This window comes from Pseudomonas khavaziana, assembly GCF_019145205.1.
GTDB classification, from domain to species: domain Bacteria; phylum Pseudomonadota; class Gammaproteobacteria; order Pseudomonadales; family Pseudomonadaceae; genus Aquipseudomonas; species Aquipseudomonas khavaziana.
Genome location: NZ_JAHSTT010000002.1, coordinates 237,943 through 259,372, shown reverse-complemented (window position 1 = coordinate 259,372; position 21,430 = coordinate 237,943). Strand labels below are relative to the sequence as shown.

Sequence of the window (21,430 nt, the reverse complement as noted above, 5' to 3'; positions counted from 1 at the left end):
GCGGATTATCCTCGGATCGCCCAGAAGGCCAGGTTCAAGCCCGGGAACTGCCCGGCGATATGGAAGGCAAAACCGCCGGAATTGCTCAACTGCTGCCAGTGCTCGCTGCCCCGGTCCAGCTCGTAGTAGGTGCTGCCGGCGTGGTACGGCAGTTGGCGCGGCGCTACCGGCAACGGCAGCAGGCCAATGCCCGGCAGTTGCAGGTTGACCATGTCGCGGATGTGCTCCACCGAGCCGACCTTGCTCTGCTGGCCGAAGCGCGCACGCAGGGTTTCGCCGGGCACATCGGCACGCACCACGAGGATGAAACTGGCATTGTCGAGCAAGGTCTTGTCGGCCAGCATCGCCACGTGGATGCCATAGGCCTTTTCCACAATCGGAATCGGCGTGGCCTTGCTGTCGATCAGCATCGACAGCGCCTCACGCAAGGCGGCCATAACCGGAGCGAAGCTCAGGGCCAGGTCGTCGTGCTGGTATTGCGGGTATTCCTGGGGGCGCCGACCTGAAGTTGAGAAGGTGGAAAACTCACCGGCCAGGCTCACCAATTCACTGAAGAAGCGTTCCGGGTGCAGCGGACTCAACTGGTTGAAATGCTGGATCAGCGGCTGGGCGCGATTGACCAGTTGCAACAGCATGAAGTCGGCAATCTCCGAGGCGCCGCCCGCGCCGGAAGCCACAACGCGGCCGGCCAGGGCTTCGCCACGCTGGTGCAACAGGCCGAGCAGTTCGCTGCGAAAGGCCGTCAACGGTTTGCTTGCGGCCACATCCAGCACCGGCGGGATATAGGTGTCATCCAGCACCAACGCACGGTCAGCGCGTTTTTCCTTGATGCGTACCAGGCCGATGGCGGCGTAGTCGCTGATGCCGTCCTGCGCCGTCAGCAGGCGCAACGCCCGCGAGCCCACGGCCACTGGTGCGCGGTTTTCGAAAGGCGCGTTGTCGTCGCGTACTTCGCGTACCTGGCTTACATAACGAGCAGCCTCCAGGGCTTCGCCCTCGTCGACGGTGTCGCGGGCCCCCGCACGCTTGAGCGGCAGGGCCAGGTACACCAGGCCGTCGCGCAGGTTGTCGTCGATATTCAACGGGCTCGGCGCCAGGTCATCCTGGGGGATATTGAACGGCGTGCCGTCCGGCAACAGGCCACGGGCCGACACAATCGCCAGTTTGCCCTGGGCCAGCAGGCCCTGATCGATCAGCAATTCGGAAAAGCCCCAGGCCCCGGCCGACAACGGGCGGCTGCGGGCGTCGATCAGGTTTTCCAGGTAACGGTCATGCTGCTGGAAGTGCTGCGTTCCGATGAACATGCCTTCCGACCAGACCACGCGATTGTTCCAGGACATGGGGGCTCCGATTGCTTGTTATTGGGCAGGACTGGATGGGGGAGCCACGACATCGGCGCGCACGGCACGCACATCGAGGCTGATCTGGTATTCACTGGATTGGCGCGGCGGCACGTTGATGACGGTGCGCCATTGCGCACGGTCCAGCTCGCGATAGCCCACCAGCACGCCGATCTGGCGCGTGGCCGGGTCAAGGTCGCGCTGGATGCTCAGTTGCTGGCCGGGTTGCACCATCACTTCATCCTGATCCAGCAGGTCGAGGCCGAGGGTGGATTGCGCACGGTCCGCCAGGGCGAAGTAATCGGAGCGGGAAAAGGTCGCAGCGTTTTTCAGTTCGAAAATGCGCACCCGCACCGGCGCGGCCTGGCCGTTGGCACCGGGGTTAAGCCCGGCAATCGCGTGAAAGTGCAGCTCGACGGCGGTGGTGCTGGGTTGCGCGCCGGCAACCGCTTCGGGTTTGACCGCGTCGTTGGCACACGCCGTCAGCAGCAGCGCGGTAGCGGCTGCGAGTAAAAACCTGGGAATCATCCTGCGTCCTCAATGACGTACTTAGCTATCCGTTATATCCATTCGTACAACGCGCTTTTAGCGTCGCTGTCGTGCGCTGTGTTCTTCGTAGGCCCGGCTGAATTCGCGGCCGAACAGGTCCTGGAAATCCTCCTGGGCCTCGCGGGAAATATTGCTGTAGAGCTCGGTGAACTGCTGCCAGTACTGGGCCTGGCGCGAGCCGTTGAAAATACTCGAAAGGCCACCGGGCTTGCCCATGCGCTCTTCCAGCTGCGCCGGTTCAAAGCGCATGAGCAGGTGCTTGATCGCCGCTTCCACCCCGGCCATCACCGCCAATTGGTGGGCGCGCAAGTCGTCGAAGCTGTCACGCACCGCAACGTCCGGCGCCATGAACGCTTGGTTGCCGTGACGAAGCAACAGCAGTAAGGCTTCATCGGCATTCGGGGCGAACTTCAACGGGTTGTTTTCGGCAGGACGGATCATCGTCTGCTGCATGCGGAACTCGCCCTTGAGGCTGGCCCGGGCGCGCAATACGTCAATCAGGCCCTCGACCATCAGCCGGTAGCTGCGGCCAATGTTTTCCATCTGGGCGCAGGCGTCGGTTTTATCCAGGCGCAGCTGGTCAAGGCCGGCACCGCGCAGGAAGGCTTGCAACAGGTCGGGATGTGGCTCGGTGCCGGCCACGGGGAGCGCAACAGGCTCGACCACAGGTGGCGGTGGGACAATAGGGGCAGGAGGCGGCGCAGTATTGACGACCGGCGCGGGTGCGTCACCGAACAGGTCCCAGTCTTCGGGAATAACCGAGCCTTGCACCTGAGCTTTTTCAGGCTCGGGCGCAGGCACAGCAACCGGCGCCGGCGGGCGGAAATCGTGCTGCTCGGACGGCACATGGTCGGCCACGGTGGGCGGCGGCACGGCGGTGGGGCTGAGGAAGTCGAACAGGTCGGGCAAGGTTTCCATCGACGAGGCGCCGTGGAACTGCGGTGCAATCATCGGCGTTGGCGCGGGCGGGCTCGCCACAGCGCCCATCAACGCTTCAAAGCTGTTTGGCGAATCACCGGCAAACGGCTGGCTGCCAACGGCCTGCACGTTGAAGTCGATCCGCGCCTGGATTTCATAATCGCCAATGCGGATCAGCTCGCCATCTTGCAGCGGCTCGCTATTACCCCTGCGCAAACGAATACCGGCGTTAACCAGTTCCACACCGTTGGTACTGTTATCAGTTAAGTAATAACGACCATCTTTGTATTGAATAACGCAATGTTGGGAGGAGACGAGACGTTCCGGGTCAGGCAATACCCAGTCATTCTCCGAACTGCGGCCGATAGCCATCACGCCCTGATCCATGGACTTCTCGGGGCACTGCCCAGGGGTAATCTTGTGATAACTAGTGATAGTCAAACACAGCGCCATCTTGCCTCCTTGCTGATACATCGCGCGCGGTCTATCCAAAGGGACACGCTTCCCTGAAGACTTGCCCACGGTCGCGCAAAAACGACCGCCAAAACTGCCTTTACCAGCATGATCGATGATCTTAACTGGCTTGCATGACAAAAATCCTCTACGGGCACGCCTTTCGACCCGTCAGTCGCGCAGGTTGTTAAACACCGCACATCTGTCACAGAGGGCGAATAGCTTACCTTGACAAGGCATAAGTACTACACCAAAAATGCACAACTTCTTGAACATCAGTGATGGCGCACTAGTGGCACCCTGATGTTATGACCAAGAAAACATGCAAAGTTCATCGCGTAACTCATGCATGCGTTGCTCGCCGTTCAGCGGGCTGATAAGGAGATCGAATTCAGTGGATGTGCCGTTGTTGCTCACCGCCGTTTCTGCGACTTCGCCTTGTGGCGAAGACATGGAGTATGACGCGCAATTCTTGCAACTGGAGCGTGATGCCAAGGGCCAGCCCGAGCGCAGCATGGGCGACTCGATCCTGCCCGCTGAACCGCCGGAATGGCGTAGCATCCAGCAGCAAAGTCTCGACCTGTTGCAGCGCAGCAAAGACCTGCGCATCACCCACTTCCTGCTGCAAAGCTCCCTCGCCCTCCAGGGTGTGGCCGGGCTGGCCGAAGTCCTTACGCTGATCAACGCCCTGCTGCGCGAATACTGGGCCGACCTGCATCCGCGCCTGGATGCCGACGACGATAACGACCCCACCGTGCGCATCAATGCCCTGTCCGGCTTGACCAGCGACACGACGATTCGCCTGCTGCGCGAGAGTATTCTCACGCGCTCGCGCACCTTCGGCCCCGTGAGTTTGCGCGCCGCGCTCAACGCCAGCGGCCTGCTGAGCTTCCCCGATGAGCAACTGGGCAGCCAGCAGCTCAATGCCGCGTTCCTCGACAGCGACCCCGAACTCCTGCAAGCCACTCGTGACGCCTTGAGCGCAGCACGTACGGCCTGTGAAGCCATCGAACAGCAGGTCAATGACCAGGTCGGTTCCGCCCAGGGCGTGGACCTCAGCGCCTTGAAGCAGCCGCTCAAGCAGGCCCTGCAAATCCTCAATCAAGCGGTGCCCGGAACCGACAGCAGCAGCGATCCCGAGGCCGTCAGTGACGACAATGCCCCCTCGGTCGATTACGCCGCTGCGCCCGCAGCCCCACGCCCGACGGGCGATATCGCCACCCGCGATGACGTGCTGCGCAGCCTCGACAAAATCCTTGCGTACTACACCCGGCACGAGCCATCGAGCCCGCTGCCGGTGTTGTTGAACCGGGCCAAGAACCTGGTGCACGCCGACTTCGCGGCCATCGTGCGCAATCTGATTCCCGACGGCATGTCCCAATTTGAAAACCTGCGCGGCCCGGACAGCGACTAAGCCGCCGGACCGTGCAGTAACAACACCGTCGCTCAAGCGACCAGGAGCAGCAACGTGGCGAAGCAAAGTTCTCAGAAATTCATCGCGCGCAACCGTGCGCCTCGAGTGCAGATCGAGTACGACGTCGAGCTTTACGGCGCCGAGAAAAAGGTCCAGTTGCCCTTCGTGATGGGTGTGATGGCCGACCTCGCCGGCAAACCCGCCGAGCCTCTGGCTCCCGTGGCCGACCGCAAGTTCCTTGAAGTGGATGTCGATAACTTCGACTCGCGCCTCAAGGCCATGCAGCCGCGCGTGGCGTTCCACGTACCCAACGAGTTGACCGGCGAAGGCAACCTGAGCCTGGACATCACCTTCGAAAGCATGGACGACTTCAGCCCGGCCGCCGTCGCGCGCAAGGTCGATTCCCTGAACCAGCTGCTCGAAGCCCGCACCCAGTTGGCCAACCTGCTGACCTACATGGACGGCAAGACCGGCGCTGAAGAAATCATCATGAAGGCGATCAAGGACCCGGCACTGCTTCAGGCACTTGCCAGCGCGCCCAAGCCTGCAGGGGAGCAGTAAGCATGACTGACAATACCGTACGCGAAGGCGCATCCAGCCTGGGCGCCACCGAAGAAACCAGCGAGTTCGCCTCGCTGTTGATGCAAGAGTTCAAGCCCAAGACCGAGCGTGCCCGCGAAGCTGTGGAAACTGCGGTGCGCACCCTGGCCGAACAGGCCCTGGCGCAAACCGACCTGGTGTCCAACGACGCGATCAAGTCGATCGAATCGATCATCGCCGCCATCGACGCCAAGCTCACCGCCCAGGTCAACCAGATCATCCACCACCAGGATTTCCAGCAGCTGGAAAGCGCCTGGCGTGGCCTGCACTACCTGGTCAACAACACCGAGAGCGATGAGCAGCTGAAGATTCGCGTGCTCAACATCTCCAAGCCGGACCTGCACAAAACCTTGAAGAAATTCAAGGGTACCGCGTGGGACCAGAGCCCGATCTTCAAGAAGATGTACGAAGAAGAATACGGCCAGTTCGGCGGCGAACCTTATGGTTGCCTGGTAGGCGATTACTACTTCGACCAGTCGCCACCCGATGTGGAACTGCTGGGCGAGCTGTCGAAAGTCTGCGCCGCCATGCACTCGCCATTTATCGCTGCCGCCTCGCCGACCGTAATGGGCATGGGCTCCTGGCAGGAACTGTCGAACCCACGCGACCTGACCAAGATCTTCACTACGCCGGAATACGCCGGCTGGCGCTCGCTGCGTGAATCCGAAGATTCGCGCTACATCGGCCTGACCATGCCGCGCTTCCTGGCGCGCCTGCCGTATGGCGCCAAGACCGATCCGGTGGAAGCCTTTGCCTTCGAAGAAAACACCGACGGCGCCGACAGCTCCAAGTACACCTGGGCCAACGCCGCGTACGCGATGGCAGTGAACATCAACCGATCGTTCAAGCACTACGGCTGGTGCTCGCGCATCCGTGGCATCGAGTCCGGCGGTGAAGTGGAAAACCTGCCGGCCCACACCTTCCCGACCGATGACGGCGGCGTGGACATGAAGTGCCCGACCGAAATCGCCATCAGCGACCGCCGTGAAGCGGAACTGGCGAAGAACGGTTTCATGCCGCTGCTGCACAAGAAAAACACCGACTTTGCCGCGTTCATCGGAGCGCAGTCGTTGCAGAAACCGGCCGAATACGACGACCCGGACGCCACCGCCAACGCCAACCTGGCCGCACGCCTGCCGTACCTGTTCGCCACCTGCCGTTTCGCCCACTATCTGAAGTGCATCGTGCGCGACAAGATTGGTTCCTTCAAAGAGAAGGACGAGATGCAGCGCTGGTTGCAGGACTGGATCCTCAACTACGTCGACGGCGACCCGGCCCACTCCACCGAAACCACCAAGGCCCAGCACCCGTTGGCGGCTGCCGAAGTGATCGTGGAAGAAGTCGAAGGCAACCCGGGGTATTACAACTCCAAGTTCTACCTGCGCCCGCACTACCAGCTTGAAGGGCTGACGGTGTCGTTGCGCCTGGTATCGAAGCTGCCTTCGGCAAAAAGCGCGTAATTAATCGGACCGGCTCGCTTTCTGTAGGAGCGAGCTTGCTCGCGAAAAACTTAAAGACGCCGCGTTCATTCAGGATGCCAGCGTCATCGTTAACGACCTTCGCGAGCAAGCTCGCTCCTACAGAGGTCGGTGGCGTTAATACATTCAGTGGCTGAGTCCACACAGGGAGAAAACATGGCTGTTGATATTTTCATCAAGATCGGCGACATCAAGGGCGAGTCCATGGACAAGGCCCACAAGGACGAAATCGACGTATTGAACTGGAGCTGGGGCATGGCCCAGTCCGGCAACATGCACGTCGGCGGTGGCGGCGGTGCGGGCAAAGTGAATATCCAGGACCTGTCGCTGACCAAGTACGTCGACAAGGCTTCGCCCAACCTGATGATGCACTGCGCCAGCGGCAAGCACATCGACAAGGTCAAGCTGACCGTGCGCAAGGCCGGTGGCGAAAGCCAGGTCGAGTACATGGTGATCAACCTGGAAGAAGTGCTGGTCACGTCCCTGAGCACCGGCGGCTCGGGCACCGATGATCGCCTGACCGAGAACGTCACCCTGAACTTCGCCCAAGTGATGGTCGACTACCAGCCGCAGAAAGCCGACGGCACCAAAGATGGCGGCGCGATCAAGTTTGGCTGGAACATCCGTTCCAACACCAAGCGCTGATAGCCCCTGTAGCCGTGGCCCTGCGCCACGGCCACAGATACCTTGTCCCTCTCGCAACCCGTCCGTGGAGCTGCTTTGGTGGTAACTGAAATCGCTTCCCGCGACCGTCTGCAACCGTCCCTGCTGGACCGGTTGACCGACGACGACCCGACCAACCCCAAGGAAAGCGCCGACAAACGCGTGCTGTCCCTGACCCAATTGAAAGCCTCGGTGCTGCGTGACCTGGCGTGGCTGCTCAACACCACGTCGTTGCTTGATGCCGATGCCACGCTGCACACTCCGGCCGGCACATCGGTGGTCAATTACGGCCTGCCGGCGCTGGCGGGCAACAGTGTTTCCAGCGTCGATATCAAGGCCCTCGAAGCGCTGATCTACCAGGCCATCGCCACCTTTGAACCACGCATCCTGCGCCATACCTTGCGGGTCAAAGCCCGGGTCGGCCATGGCGAAATGAACCACAACGCCCTGAGTTTCGAGATCGAAGGCGACCTGTGGGCACAGCCAGTGCCCTTGCGCCTGTTGCTGCAAACCGACCTGGACTTGGAGTCGGGCCATGTCCGCGTGGTCAACGCCGACCAGCGGAGACGCCCATGAACCCGCGCCTGCTGGAGCTGTACAACCAGGAACTGCACCATGTGCGCGAAAGCGCCGCCGAGTTCGCCAAGGAATACCCGAAGATCGCCAGTCGGCTGACCCTGTCCGGCATGGACTGCGCCGACCCCTACGTCGAACGTTTGCTGGAGGGTTTTGCCTACCTGACTGCCCGGGTGCAGCTCAAGCTCGACGCCGAGTACCCGACCTTTACTCATAACCTGCTGGAAATCGCCTACCCGCACTACCTGGCGCCGACGCCGTCGATGACCGTGGTGCAGTTGCAGACCGACCCGGATGAAGGCTCCCTGGCCGGCGGTTTCCCGCTGCCCCGTGACACGGTGCTGCGTGCCGCCCTGGGCCGTGAAACCCAGACCTGCTGCGAGTACCGCACCGCGCACCCGGTGACGCTGTGGCCGTTGCAGGTCAGCAACGCCGAATATTTCGGCAACCCCGCCGCCGTGCTCGGGCGCCTGGCCGCCAGCGAGCCGAAAGCCAAGGCCGGCCTGCGTCTGACCCTGCGCACCGGTGCCGAGCTGCCGTTCAACAGCCTCGACCTGGATACCTTGCCGCTGTACCTGAGCGGCGCTGATGAACAACCGTTTCGCCTCTACGAACAACTGCTGGGCAATGCCTGCGCGGTATTTGCGCGCCAGCCCGGTGGCGATTGGGTCGAGCGCCTGCCCCAGGGCGCGTTGCGCTCGCGAGGGTTCGACGATGCCGACGCAGCCATGCCGGTGGTGGCGCGGGCATTCCAGGGCTATCGCTTGTTGCAGGAATACTTCGCCCTGCCCCATCGCTTCCTGTTCGTCGAGTTCGCCGAACTGAGCCGTGCAGTCAAGCGTTGCGACGGCCAGGAGCTGGAGCTGATCGTGCTGTTCGACCGTCATGAGCCGAGCCTGGAAGGCAGCGTCGGTGCGGCGCAGTTCCTGCCGTTCTGCACGCCGGCGATCAACCTGTTCCCCAAGCGCGTGGACCGCATCCACTTGTCCGACCGGGTCAACGAACACCATGTGATCGCCGACCGCACACGGCCAATGGATTTCGAGATTCACTCATTGAGCGGCATCACCGGCCATGGCACTGGGCCGGAGCAGCCGTTCTTGCCGTTCTATGCGGTGCGTGACCCGTCGCGCTATGGCCGTGAGCTGGCTTACTACACCGTGCGCCGCGAGCCACGGGTGTTATCCAGCGACCAGCGCCGCAACGGCCCGCGCTCCACCTATGTGGGCAGCGAAACCTTCGTCAGCCTGGTGGACAGCCGCCAGGCGCCCTACGGCCATGACCTGCGCCAGTTGGGTGTCACTGCGTTGTGCACCAACCGCGACTTGCCGCTGTTCATGAGTGTGGGTAACGGCAAGACCGACTTCACCCTGGCCGACAGCGCCCCGGTGCTGTCTGTGCGCTGCGTCGCCGGACCAAGCCGGCCGCGCGCCAGCCATGCCCATGACGCTAAGGCCTGGCGCCTGATCAGCCAGTTGTCGCTCAACTACCTGTCGTTGAGCGAACAGGGCCAGGGGGCCGGGGCCTTGCGTGAACTGCTGCGCCTGTACGGCGACAGCAACGATGCCGCCCTGCAATTGCAGATCGAGGGCCTGCGCGAAGTCAGCAGCAAGGCCGTGACCCGACGCCTGCCGATGCCTGGCCCGATTGTGTTTGGCCGTGGCTTGGAAATCACCTTGGAATTCGATGAAAACGCGTTTCGCGGCACCGGTGTGTTCCTGCTCGGCGCGGTGCTGCAGCGTTTCCTGGCACGTTATGTGTCGATCAACAGTTTTACCGAAACGGTGATCCGTACCACCGAACGCGGCGAGATCATGCGATGGAAAGCCAAGCCCGGACGGCGTCCGACCCTGTGAATACCCTGGATGCGATGCATCAGGAGCCCTGGGAATATGACTTCTTCCAGGCGTTGCGGCGTATCGAGTGCGAATCGCCGGACCTGCCGCGCCTGGGCCATTCCCTGCGCCTGGCGGATGACCCGTTGCGCCTGGGGCAACAAGCCGATTGCACCTTTGCCCCGGCCACGCTGGCGTCAGTCGACCCCGGTGGCGACGGCAAGCCGGCGCGGCTCGAGCAATTCTTCTTCGGCCTGGGCGGCCCCAACGGCCCGCTGCCGTTGCACATCACCGAATACGTACGCGAACGTCAGCGCAACAACGCCGACAGCACCAGCAAGCAATTCCTGGATGTGTTCCACCACCGCTTGCTGAGCCTGTTCTATCGGGCCTGGGCCGAGGCGCGGCCGACGGTCAGCCACGACCGCCCGGATGATGACTACTGGTCTGCACGCCTCGCCGCCTTGAGTGGCCGTGGCATGCCAAGCCTGCAGAATCAGGGGCTTATCCCGGATACTGCCAAGCTGCACTACAGCGGCCACCTGTCGGCACAGACCCGCTACCCGGACGGCTTGAAAGCCATTCTCAGCGAATACTTCGGCCTGCCGGTGAAGATCGAAGAGTACGTCGGCCAATGGCTGGAACTGCCCGAACGTAGCCGCGTGGGCGTGAGCGCCAATAGGCTGGGCGTGGACTTTTGCCTGGGCCGCTTTGTGTGGGACCGCCAGCACAAGTTCCGTATTCGCCTCGGCCCGCTGAAACTCAATGACTACATGGGCATGCTGCCCGGCAGCCAGCCGTTCAACGAGCTGGTGGCGTGGGTGGCCGAGTACCTGGGCCATGAATTGGACTGGGACTTGAACCTGGTTTTGCAACAACCCGAAGTACCGGCGCTGCAACTCAACGGCCAGTTCCGCCTGGGCTTCAACACCTGGCTCGGCCGCCCGGCACATGACGCCAACGACCTAATCCTGGCCCGGCATTATGCCGATCACGCCACCACCTCAAGGAATCCAGAGCATGGGTGAAATCAGTCGCGCCGCACTGTTCGGCAAACTCAACAGCGTGGCCTACAAGGCCATCGAAGCCGCCACCGTGTTCTGCAAGTTGCGCGGTAATCCGTATGTGGAACTGGCCCACTGGTTTCACCAGTTGCTGCAACTGCAGGACTCGGACCTGCACCGCATCATCCGCCAGTTCAACGTCGAACCGGCGCGCCTGGCCCGAGACCTGACCGAAGCCCTGGACCGCCTGCCACGCGGCTCCACCTCGATCACCGACCTGTCCTCCCATGTGGAAGAAGCCGTGGAGCGCGGCTGGGTGTATGGCAGCCTGATGTTCGGTGAAAGCCAGGTGCGCACCGGCTATCTGGTGCTGGGCATTCTCAAGACGCCGAGCCTGCGCCATGCGCTGCTGGGGTTGTCGGCCGAGTTCGACAAGATCAAGGTCGAAGCCTTGAGCGAGCGCTTTGACGAATACGTCGGTGACTCGCCGGAAAACGCACTGACGGCCAGCGACGGTTTCAATGCCGGCGCCGTGCCGGGCGAAGCCAGTGGCGCGATGGCGCCAAGTGCGATGGGCAAGCAGGAAGCGCTCAAGCGCTTCACTGTCGACCTGACCGAACAGGCCCGCAGCGGCAAGCTCGACCCTATCGTCGGCCGTGACGAAGAGATCCGCCAACTGGTGGATATCCTCATGCGTCGGCGCCAGAACAACCCGATCCTCACCGGTGAAGCCGGGGTAGGCAAGACTGCCGTGGTCGAGGGTTTCGCCCTGCGCATTGTCGCCGGTGACGTACCACCGGCCCTGAAGGATGTAGAACTGCGCAGCCTCGACGTGGGCCTGCTGCAAGCCGGCGCCAGCATGAAAGGCGAGTTCGAACAGCGCCTGCGCCAGGTCATCGAAGACGTGCAGGCGTCGCCCAAGCCGATCATCCTGTTTATCGACGAAGCCCATACCCTGGTGGGTGCCGGTGGTGCTGCCGGCACCGGCGACGCGGCCAACCTGCTCAAGCCCGCCCTCGCCCGTGGCACCTTGCGTACCGTGGCCGCCACCACCTGGGCCGAGTACAAGAAGCACATCGAGAAAGACCCGGCCCTGACCCGCCGCTTCCAGGTGGTGCAGGTTGCCGAGCCGTCGGAAGACAAGGCGCTGCTGATGATGCGCGGCGTGGCCTCGACCATGGAAAAACACCACCAGGTGCAGATCCTCGATGAAGCCCTGGAAGCCTCCGTGAAGCTGTCGCACCGCTACATCCCGGCGCGCCAGTTGCCGGACAAATCCGTGAGCCTGCTGGACACCGCCTGCGCCCGCGTCGCCATCAGCCTGCACGCGGTGCCCGCCGAAGTGGACGACAGCCGCCGCCGTATCGAAGCGCTGGAGACCGAGCTGCAGATCATCGCCCGCGAACATGCCATCGGCATTGCCATTGGTGCGCGCCAGAGCAACAGCGAAGCCTTGCTGAGCGCCGAGCGCGAACGCCTGGCGACCCTGGAAGGCCGTTGGGCCGAAGAGAAAGCCCTGGTGGATGAACTGCTCGCTACCCGTGCGACGCTGCGCGAAAAGGCCGGCGTGGTGGACAGCGGCAACGATGAACTGCGCGCGCAACTGGTCGACCTGCAACAGCGCCTCACCACCCTGCAAGGTGAAACCCCACTGATCCTGCCGACCGTGGATTACCAGGCGGTGGCCTCAGTGGTCGCCGACTGGACCGGCATCCCGGTGGGCCGCATGGCCCGCAACGAATTGGAGACCGTGCTCAACCTCGACCAGCACCTGAAAAAACGCATTATCGGCCAGGACCACGCCCTGCAGATGATCGCCAAGCGCATCCAGACCTCCCGCGCCGGCCTCGACAACCCGAGCAAGCCGATTGGCGTGTTCATGCTCGCCGGCACCTCGGGGGTGGGCAAGACCGAAACCGCCCTGGCCCTGGCCGAAGCCATGTACGGCGGCGAGCAGAACGTGATCACCATCAACATGAGCGAGTTCCAGGAAGCCCATACGGTGTCCACTCTCAAGGGTGCGCCACCGGGCTACATCGGCTACGGCGAAGGCGGTGTGCTGACTGAAGCGGTACGGCGCAAACCCTACAGCGTGGTGCTGCTGGACGAGGTGGAAAAAGCCCACCCGGACGTGCACGAGATTTTCTTCCAAGTGTTCGACAAGGGCGTAATGGAAGACGGCGAAGGCCGGGTGATCGACTTCAAGAACACCTTGATCCTGTTGACCACCAATGCCGGGACAGAGCTGATATCCCAGGTGTGCAAAGACCCGGCGAACATCCCTGAGCCGGAAGAGATCGCCAAGGCCCTGCGCCAGCCTCTGTTGGAGATTTTTCCGCCGGCACTGCTCGGGCGCCTGGTGACCATTCCGTACTATCCGCTGAGCGACGAGATGCTCAAGGCGATCACGCGCCTGCAACTGAACCGCATCAAGAAGCGCGTGGAGAACACCCACAAGGTCGCGTTCGACTATGAGGACGCAGTAGTCGATTTGATCGTCTCGCGCTGCACTGAAACCGAAAGCGGCGGGCGCATGATCGACACCATCCTCACCAACAGCCTGCTGCCGGACATGAGCCGCGAGTTCCTCACGCGCATGTTGGAAAGCAAGGCACTGGCGGGGGTGCGGATCAGCAGCCGGGATAATGAATTGCACTACGACTTCAGCGATTGACCTGACGGAATGCGATAAAAATTGTGGGAGGGGGCTTGCTCCCGATAGCGGTGAATCAGTCACCCAATGCATAACTGACACACTGCTATCGGGAGCAAGCCCCCTCCCACACTTGGACTCGGTTTCTTCAGTTATTACGACACTTACGGGTTAACCGATGCTATTCAACCAAGCCTCACGCCTGGCCAAGATCACCAGCCCCCTCGGGCCGGATGTGTTGTTGCTCAATGAAATGGGCGGCGGTGAAGAGCTGGGCAGGCTGTTCAACTATGAGCTGCAACTGACGTCCCTGGACGCCAACATCGACCTCAACCAGTTGCTCGGCAAGCCCATGAGCGTGGGCCTGCAACTGGCGGACGGCGGCGAGCGGCATTTCCACGGCATCGTCGCCCGTTGCAGCCAGAATATCGACCAAGGCCAGTTCGCCAGTTACCAGGTGACCTTGCGCCCATGGCTGTGGTTGCTCAGCCGCACCTCAGACTGCCGGATTTTCCAGAACCTGAGCATCCCGCAGATCATCAAGCAGGTGTTCCGCGACCTGGGTTTTTCCGACTTCGAAGACGCCCTGAGCCGACCGTATCGCGAGTGGGAATACTGCGTGCAGTACCGCGAGACCAGTTTCGATTTCGTCAGCCGCCTGATGGAACAGGAAGGCATCTACTACTTCTTCCGCCACGAACAGGACCGCCATGTACTGGTGCTGGCCGACGCCTACGGCGCCCACACCACGGTGCCAGGCTACGCGTCGATCCCCTACTACCCCAAGGACGAGCAACAGCGCGAACGCGACCATATGCACAATTGGCATTTGGCGCAGGAGGTGCAGCCGGGCTCACTGGAGCTGAACGACTACGACTTCCAGCGCCCCAGCGCCAGCATCGACGTGCGCTCGGCCATGCCGCGCCCGCACACCGCCGGCGACTACCCGCTGTACGACTACCCCGGCACCTACGTGCAAAGCGCAGATGGCGAACACTACGCACGCACCCGCATCGAAGCGCTGCAAACCCTGCATGAGCAGATCGAGTTCGCCGGCAATGCGCGGGGCCTGGGCTCCGGCCATCTGTTCAGCCTCACCGGCTTCAGCCGCCAGGACCAGAACCGCGAATACCTGATCGTCGGCTGCCGCTACTACATCGTCCAGGAAAGCCTGGAAAGCGGCGGTGGCTCGGGCTCGGCCCAGTTCGAAAGCAGCCTGACCTGCATCGACGCCCAACAGAGCTTCCGCCCGCTGGCCAACACCCACCGCCCCATCGTCAAAGGCCCGCAAACCGCCTTGGTGGTCGGCCCCAAAGGCGAAGAAATCTGGACCGACCAATACGGCCGCGTGAAGGTGCACTTCTACTGGGACCGTCACGACCAGTCCAACGAGAACAGCTCGTGCTGGATTCGTGTGTCGCAATCCTGGGCCGGCAAGAACTGGGGGTCGATGCAGATTCCACGGATCGGCCAGGAAGTGATCGTCAGCTTCCTCGAAGGCGACCCCGACCGTCCGATCATCACTGGCCGCGTCTACAACGCCGAGCAGACCGTGCCCTACGATCTGCCGGAAAACGCGACCCAAAGCGGCATGAAAAGCCGCTCGAGCAAAGGCGGCACGCCGGCCAACTTCAATGAAATCCGCATGGAGGACAAGAAGGGGCTGGAGCAGTTGTACATCCATGCCGAGCGTAACCAAGACATCGTGGTGGAGGTGGATGAAAGCCACTCGGTGGGGCATGACCGCAATAAGAGTATTGGCCACAACGAGACGGTGACCATTGGAAATAACCGCCTGCGGGTGGTGCGCAACAACGATACCGTGATTGTGGGTGGGGCCAAGTCGGACAGCGCCGCCACGCACTACACCATCGAAGCCGGAGAGTGTCTTCGCTTGGTGTGCGGGGACAGTGTGATCGAGCTCAAGGCAGGCGGGGACATCAACCTGACCTGTGGCTCGTTCAACCTGTTTTCCACCGGCAGCAGCAAGATCCAGACGAAGGGCAAGCTGGATATCAACCTGGGCAGCGACAAGGGCACATCGCCCGGCGCCCAAGGCGTGCAAGACACGATCAAGTCCGCCGTCGAATCAAAATTCCCCGGCAAGCCCGGCGCTGGTCAATAACGAGATTTCTTCACCATGAATTACCTGATCAACGAAGCACAGTTCACCTTGCCGGACACTGAGGTACAAGACACCTCGATCAATATCCTCAAGTTCGCCAAGTTGGGTACTACCCTGGTGGTGAGCCGCAGCCCGTTGGCGGATGGCGAGAGCCTGCAAAGCAATTTCGAAGGCCAGCTGAAAAAACTCGAACAGCAGGTCAAGGACCTTCGCTATTCCCCGGCCCAGGCGGTTAAGGTCGGGCCGGCGCAGGACATCGACGCCTTTGAAGTGCAGAACCGTTTCAACAAGGGCAGCGACAATATTTACCAATATCAGTTGGCAATGCAGATACCCGGCACACGCAACCTGGTCGCCCTGAGTTACGTCAAGACCCAGCCCCTGGGGCCTGCCGAGGCGGCGCATTGGGCAACGCTGAAAAACACGCTCACCTTTTGCGCTACGCCTTGAGTCGAGCCTGAGCAATGAGTGATGACCTCTGGGCTGCCCGAGAAGGCGACGCACTGCTGCACACCTCGGTGATGGCCGACATTCTCGGAGGTGTGCTGGAAGTGGCCGCCTATGCGGCGATCACCTACGTGGGCTGTCTTGCCGTCGCGGCGGCGGTTGCCATCACGACCGGCGCAACCATCGCCACCGGCGGCGTTGCCCTGGTACTGGTGGTCGGTGCTGTCGTCGGTATCACCGCAGGACTCACGGGCGCCGACCTGAAAATATCCAGTTGGTGCGAGTCCGCCGCCAACTGGGTATTTCCGCCAGTGATCGACGCCTTCATCACCAGCGGCTCGGAAAACGTCTTCATCAATGGTAAAAAGGCTGCCCGCGCAGCTGGCAAGATGACCGCTGTTTCAGTTCCGCCCAGCGAACCCTCGGCCCCCAGCTTCCTGGACATGGCCGGCGAGTTTTTCTCGCAGATGTGGCGCCCGACCGTCGCCTCCCCCGCCCCCGGCACCAAGCCTTGCCCACTGGACACCGTGGCGTGCAACAAGCACCCGCCCATGCCGCTGCAATTCATTGCCGAAGGTTCCAGCTCGGTATTCATCAATGGCCAGCCTGCTGCGCGCAGCGGTGATCGCAGTACCTGCGATGCCAAGATTGGGACGGCCGAGGGCCTGATTTCTCCGGATGTGCGCATTGGTGGCGAGACCATTGTGGTGCAGGAGATTCGGAGTGGGAAAACACCGGGGGTGGGCCTGGCGATTACTGCTTTATTGATGCTGCGCGGCAACGTGAGATGTTTCTGGAGCAAACTACCCTGCCTGTTCGGCAGCGTGCTGGTAGGGGCAGGCGTCTCCTATGGGACCAGCAAGATAACCTCTGCCCTCAAAAACGCCATGAACGGCTCGCCCAACCCGGTGCACAGCGCGACCGGTGCCAAGATTCTAGGCGATGAGGATGAACTGGATTTTGTGCTTGCAGGCCTGCTCCCAATAGATTGGCAGCGTTTCTACAGCAGTCTCGACACACGGAACCACGGACTCTTGGGTGCGGGGTGGAGCGTCGCCTATGAGGTATCCGTCGAGATCGATATAGACGAAAAACTGTTTTACATTGATGAGCAGGGGCGCCGCCTGGATATCGGTTACGTCCCCCTGTCAGGCGGGGCGTTCGACCCAGTCGAGGGTCTTGTGGTCAGGCGCAGCGGCGACGGCGCGGTCTTGATCGAGAGTATCGACGGCCTGTATCGGCTGTTCGAGCCCGACCCGCTGAACGGCTCTCGGATGCGCCTGCAGTTGCTGGGTGATCGCAACGAAGGGCGAATCTTTCTCGACTATGACACTCAGGGGCGGCTGTATCGCCTGCGCGATACCCACGACTTGATGCACGTCGAACTGAACTATTCGGCCCAACACCCACGGCGCGTGAGCCATATCGAACGGCGTTACTTGCGCCAAGAGCATTTTGACGCGCGCAGCGACGTGCTGGTCAGCTATCGCTATGACCACAACGGCGACTTGGCCGAGGTCATGGATGCACAAGGCGTGACCCAAAGGCGCTTTGCCTACGACAGCGCGCGGCGCATGATCGAACACCAGCGTTCAAGTGGTTTGCGCTGCTTCTACCAATGGGCTGAGGTGCTTGGACCGCAAGGCCCGGAATGGCGCGTCAGTCGCCACTGGAGCGATGCAGGTGATCAATACACGTTCGACTACGATCTGGACGCTGGTATCACCCACGTCACTGACGGGCTTATGCGGGTCAGCACCCGGCATTGGAACCCGCAGTACCAGATCACTCGCTACGTCGATAACCTGGGCCATACCTGGCAATTCGATTGGAACGAAGAACGCCAATTGGTGGGTGCCATTGACCCGCAAGACGGCCAGTGGCACTTCAACTACGACGCGTCAGGCAACTTGAGTGCAGTCATCGACCCACTGGCCAGAACCAGCGGCACGCAGTGGCTGGAACACTGGGCATTGCCCCAAGTGGAAACCGACCCGGCGGGTAACAGTTGGCACTATCGCTATGATCAGCGTGGCAACTGCATCGAAGAAATCGACCCCCTCGGACACTGCACCCGCTACGTGTATGACGGTTTCGGGCAGCCCGTACGCATCATTGATGCGACGCAGAAAACCAGGACACTGCATTGGAACGAATGGGGCCAACTGGTCGAAGAGGTAGATTGTTCGGGCTATCCGACCCGTTATCAATACGACGCGTTTGGCAATCTGGCGTTGCAGACCAATGCCGAAGGCGAATCGGTACGCTACCGATACGGCCCTCAGGGGCTACTTCTGGAATGTCGGCTTCCGGATGGCCGCGTCGAACTGTTCGAGCGCAGCGCAAATGGTTATCTGACTGCCCATGTTGACCCTGCCGGCAGCACCACACGCTATGCCTATGACGTTCGCGGCCTGGTCAAACAACGCTGGGACGCGCATAACCGTTCGGTCAAATTCGATCATGATGCCTACGGACGACTGTGCAAGCTGACCAATGAGAATGGCGAGAGCTATCGTTTTGAGTGGGACGCAGCCGACCGCATGGTGCAGCAGCAGGATCTGGATCAAACCCGGCGCTGTTACACCTACGACTCACTGGACGACGTTGTAGCCGTGAACTATCTACCGGGGACCGAGGGCGAGCCGGTAACACCGCTGTCGCACCAGTTCGAGCGTGATCCCGTTGGACGCCTGGTCAGTAAAACCACCGCGGACGGCACCACCGTTTATGAGCACGACCTGAACGACCAACTGGTCGGTGTCACCTTCACCGCCCCTGACGGTCGCCAACAGGTACTCGGTTTCAACTATGACGCGCTGGGACAACTGCTTGAAGAGCAAAGCTCGGCAGGGTCTGTGCAGCATCGTTACGATGAACTGGGAAACCTGATCCAGACCGGCTTGCCCGACGGTCGATGGTTGAACAGGCTCTACTATGGCAGCGGTCACCTGCATCAGTTGAATATCGATGGCAAAGTCATCAGCGACTTCGAACGTGATCGCTTGCATCGCCAAGTGCAGCGTACTCAGGGCCAAATGAAGACGAGTACCGCCTACGATCGAAGTGGCAGGGTTCGCTCACGCCAGCGCCGCAGCATCGATCAGCCTTGGCAACTTCCGCCTTTGGTCGAGACCGACTACAGCTACGACCCTAGTGATAATCTGATCGGCCGGCGTCGCGTTGACCGCCAGCACGATCGCCAAGAGCACCTGGGTTACGACAGTACCGATCGGGTTCTTTTAAGCCATCAGGCTGGCCGCACCGAAACCTATGCCTATGACGACGCAGCCAATCTGCTGGACAGCCCAAATCATGGTGGTCTCGTACGGCATAATCGCCTACTTACCTATCAAGACAAACGTTATGCATACGATGCTTTAGGCCGGATGATCGAGAAGCGCAGCGCTGCTCATGGCTTGCAGTGCTTTGCCTACGATGCTGAAAGTCGGCTGGTTGAAGTGCGAAATGACAACGGCAACGTGGTCAGAATGACTTATGACCCACTCGGACGGCGCATCAAGAAAACTGAGCACGATTACAATGACCATTTGTTGAGCCAGACGGATTTCATCTGGGATGGTTTACGCCTTTTACAGGAGTACAAACACAGCCAGACCAGTCTTTATATATACGAAGGGGACGGCTATGAACCTCTGGCCCGAATCGACGGCAGCGGGTCATTGCAAAAGATCCGCTACTACCACAATGACTTGAACGGACTCCCGGAGCAACTGACCGAGGCCGATGGGCAAGTTACCTGGCGGGCGTGTTATGAGGTGTGGGGCCGCACATTGGCGGAGGTTCGGGAACCCCATTACATTGAAGAGCAAAACCTACGGTTTCAAGGGCAGTACCTAGACCGGGAAACGGGACTGCATTTCAATACATTTCGGTTTTATGATCCCGATGTGGGGCGTTTTACAACGCCGGACCCTGTCGGGCTGGCAGGAGGTTTTAACCTTTATCAGTATTCTCCTAACCCTTACGGATGGATCGATCCGTTGGGATGGGCCCCGTGCGGCTCAACCACTGCTAAGCTGCAGGCACACGCCAATGCGGCTAGAAAGGCTATCTACAGTAACCCACAAAGGTCGTTGACCCCGAGACAGAGAGCGGCAGTTAAACGGGCCTATGACAGAGGTGATCTCGGACAAGCACGTTCTCGCTATCGCCGGTACGTAGGGCAGCGAATTGATGCAAACTTCAAAACCAGGGTGAAAAATGACCCATCACTGGGTCACTTGGAGGTATCGAAGTCAGGACAACGTCTTCCCGATGTGTATGAAACTAAAACTAAAACCTGGTGGGACCTTACGACGAAGGCTGATTGGAAAAGAGGCACGCATCAGCGGCGTTATGGGGACTGGGGCAATGGTTATGAAGGGATATTATGGTGAGTAACAAAATGCCATCAGCCGTGTTGTCCGGCGTACAGCAGGACGGGCTCGTGTTACCAAAAAAAACGCTCTTTGAAAAAGAAAGCATCATCGACTGTAAATTAAGAGATGCGAAACTCTCCGATCCGATTTTTGATCAATGCGTGTTGGAAAGCTGCATGTTTGAGAAGAGTGATTTCTCCGGCTCAAGATTTTTCAATAAAACCCTGCTGACCAATTGCTCTTTCAAGACTGTAGACTTTCAGGGATCGGGTTTCAGCAACAGCCAATTCAAGGATTGCACGTTCATAAAATGCAACTTCAAAGAGGCGTCTCTGAAAGACTGCGAGTTCAGCAACTGCACATTTACCCAGTGCAAAATCATTGACAACACGTTCAACGCCAGCAAAATAACTTCCATTGAGTTTTCGGGAAAGCTACAAGAAGTAGCTTTCATAGCCGATCAACCCAACACCCCTCTTCTTGTTGACTTTAAACTGTGCAAGCTGGATTGGGTAACATTTGAGAACTGTGATCTTTTACAGATTATCCCCCCCGCGGATACCCAGCACATTTTTTTAAAAGATGTATCTATTCGCGCGCGCAAAGCGCTCGCCTCGATAGCGTCCGAGCCAGACAATCAAACCAATAAACTATTGATGCGCCGACTGCAAAAACTTACTACGCAACGAGGTGCCCTTTTCAATATCAAAAATCTTGAGGCGTATGAAGGGCCGGAATTCACCAAACAATTCATCGCACTACTTCAAGATTTTTAAAAAAGGCATAACCCGCGCTTAACACGGTTCCCTTTAATACTTTTGAAGCTCATGTCAACCTGGGCTTTCGCCACCTTCTGGGTGAAGCAAGCGAGAGGGGAAAATTTATTCAGACCCTCTTGGCCGAGGTATCTGAACGCGGACAGATTTATCTAAAATAACCATCCCGATAAATCTGTCCGCTGTTCTCAACCTCGCGCCCATCTCACTTCAAGTT

General features: G+C 60.3%; 15 protein-coding genes. 12 read left to right on the top strand and 3 right to left on the bottom strand.

The window, feature by feature from the left end; all coding sequences use genetic code 11:
• Nucleotides 1-5 precede the first annotated feature (5 nt).
• Genes tssK through tagH form a run of 3 tightly spaced genes read right to left on the bottom strand, consistent with a single transcriptional unit; the run spans nucleotide 6 to nucleotide 3,260 of the window.
• Complete coding sequence (gene tssK / locus KVH01_RS05660) at nucleotides 6-1,340, bottom strand: type VI secretion system baseplate subunit TssK (RefSeq protein WP_217880732.1); 1,335 nt, start codon at nucleotides 1,338-1,340, stop codon at nucleotides 6-8.
• 18 nt (nucleotides 1,341-1,358) lie between these two features.
• Nucleotides 1,359-1,868 (bottom strand): type VI secretion system lipoprotein TssJ, encoded by a 510-nt coding sequence (gene tssJ / locus KVH01_RS05655; RefSeq protein WP_217880731.1) that lies wholly within the window; start codon nucleotides 1,866-1,868, stop codon nucleotides 1,359-1,361.
• A 57-nt stretch (nucleotides 1,869-1,925) separates the two neighbouring features.
• The gene (gene tagH / locus KVH01_RS05650) at nucleotides 1,926-3,260 is read right to left on the bottom strand and encodes a type VI secretion system-associated FHA domain protein TagH (protein ID WP_217880730.1); all 1,335 of its coding nucleotides are present in this window, start codon (nucleotides 3,258-3,260) and stop codon (nucleotides 1,926-1,928) included.
• 394 nt (nucleotides 3,261-3,654) lie between these two features.
• Between tagH and tssA the strand changes: the two genes are divergently transcribed.
• The 12 genes from tssA to KVH01_RS05590 all read left to right on the top strand — a co-directional run bounded on the left by tssA (nucleotide 3,655) and on the right by KVH01_RS05590 (nucleotide 21,213).
• The gene (tssA, locus tag KVH01_RS05645) at nucleotides 3,655-4,674 is read left to right on the top strand and encodes a type VI secretion system protein TssA (protein WP_124402345.1); all 1,020 of its coding nucleotides are present in this window, start codon (nucleotides 3,655-3,657) and stop codon (nucleotides 4,672-4,674) included.
• Between the two features lie 54 nt (nucleotides 4,675-4,728).
• On the top strand, nucleotides 4,729-5,235 hold the full coding sequence (gene tssB, locus KVH01_RS05640; RefSeq protein ID WP_003195557.1) for a type VI secretion system contractile sheath small subunit: 507 nt from the start codon (nucleotides 4,729-4,731) through the stop codon (nucleotides 5,233-5,235).
• 2 nt (nucleotides 5,236-5,237) lie between these two features.
• Nucleotides 5,238-6,734 (top strand): type VI secretion system contractile sheath large subunit, encoded by a 1,497-nt coding sequence (gene tssC, locus KVH01_RS05635; protein WP_043048103.1) that lies wholly within the window; start codon nucleotides 5,238-5,240, stop codon nucleotides 6,732-6,734.
• A gap of 174 nt (nucleotides 6,735-6,908) precedes the next feature.
• Entirely contained in the window at nucleotides 6,909-7,397 is a 489-nt protein-coding gene (locus KVH01_RS05630; protein WP_005792512.1) for an Hcp family type VI secretion system effector, read from the top strand.
• Between the two features lie 78 nt (nucleotides 7,398-7,475).
• Nucleotides 7,476-7,991 (top strand): type VI secretion system baseplate subunit TssE, encoded by a 516-nt coding sequence (tssE, locus tag KVH01_RS05625; protein ID WP_005792513.1) that lies wholly within the window; start codon nucleotides 7,476-7,478, stop codon nucleotides 7,989-7,991.
• Nucleotides 7,988-9,847 carry a type VI secretion system baseplate subunit TssF gene (gene tssF / locus KVH01_RS05620; protein ID WP_217880729.1) on the top strand — a complete coding sequence of 620 codons (1,860 nt, stop codon included), beginning with the start codon at nucleotides 7,988-7,990 and terminating at the stop codon, nucleotides 9,845-9,847. The genes tssE and tssF overlap by 4 nt, the downstream gene beginning before the upstream one ends.
• Nucleotides 9,811-10,854 carry a type VI secretion system baseplate subunit TssG gene (tssG, locus tag KVH01_RS05615; RefSeq protein WP_217880728.1) on the top strand — a complete coding sequence of 348 codons (1,044 nt, stop codon included), beginning with the start codon at nucleotides 9,811-9,813 and terminating at the stop codon, nucleotides 10,852-10,854. Before tssF ends, tssG begins: the two co-directional genes overlap by 37 nt.
• On the top strand, nucleotides 10,847-13,504 hold the full coding sequence (gene tssH / locus KVH01_RS05610; RefSeq protein ID WP_217880727.1) for a type VI secretion system ATPase TssH: 2,658 nt from the start codon (nucleotides 10,847-10,849) through the stop codon (nucleotides 13,502-13,504). Before tssG ends, tssH begins: the two co-directional genes overlap by 8 nt.
• Before the next feature lie 157 nt (nucleotides 13,505-13,661).
• Nucleotides 13,662-15,608, top strand: a complete 1,947-nt coding sequence (locus KVH01_RS05605; RefSeq protein WP_217880726.1) for a type VI secretion system Vgr family protein — start codon at nucleotides 13,662-13,664, stop codon at nucleotides 15,606-15,608.
• A gap of 15 nt (nucleotides 15,609-15,623) precedes the next feature.
• Nucleotides 15,624-16,058 carry a DcrB-related protein gene (locus KVH01_RS05600; protein WP_046070121.1) on the top strand — a complete coding sequence of 145 codons (435 nt, stop codon included), beginning with the start codon at nucleotides 15,624-15,626 and terminating at the stop codon, nucleotides 16,056-16,058.
• 14 nt (nucleotides 16,059-16,072) lie between these two features.
• The gene (locus KVH01_RS05595) at nucleotides 16,073-20,455 is read left to right on the top strand and encodes an RHS repeat-associated core domain-containing protein (RefSeq protein WP_217880725.1); all 4,383 of its coding nucleotides are present in this window, start codon (nucleotides 16,073-16,075) and stop codon (nucleotides 20,453-20,455) included.
• A complete protein-coding gene (locus tag KVH01_RS05590; RefSeq protein WP_217880724.1) occupies nucleotides 20,452-21,213 on the top strand; it encodes a pentapeptide repeat-containing protein in 762 nt (253 codons plus the stop codon). Before KVH01_RS05595 ends, KVH01_RS05590 begins: the two co-directional genes overlap by 4 nt.
• Nucleotides 21,214-21,430: the final 217 nt, after the last annotated feature.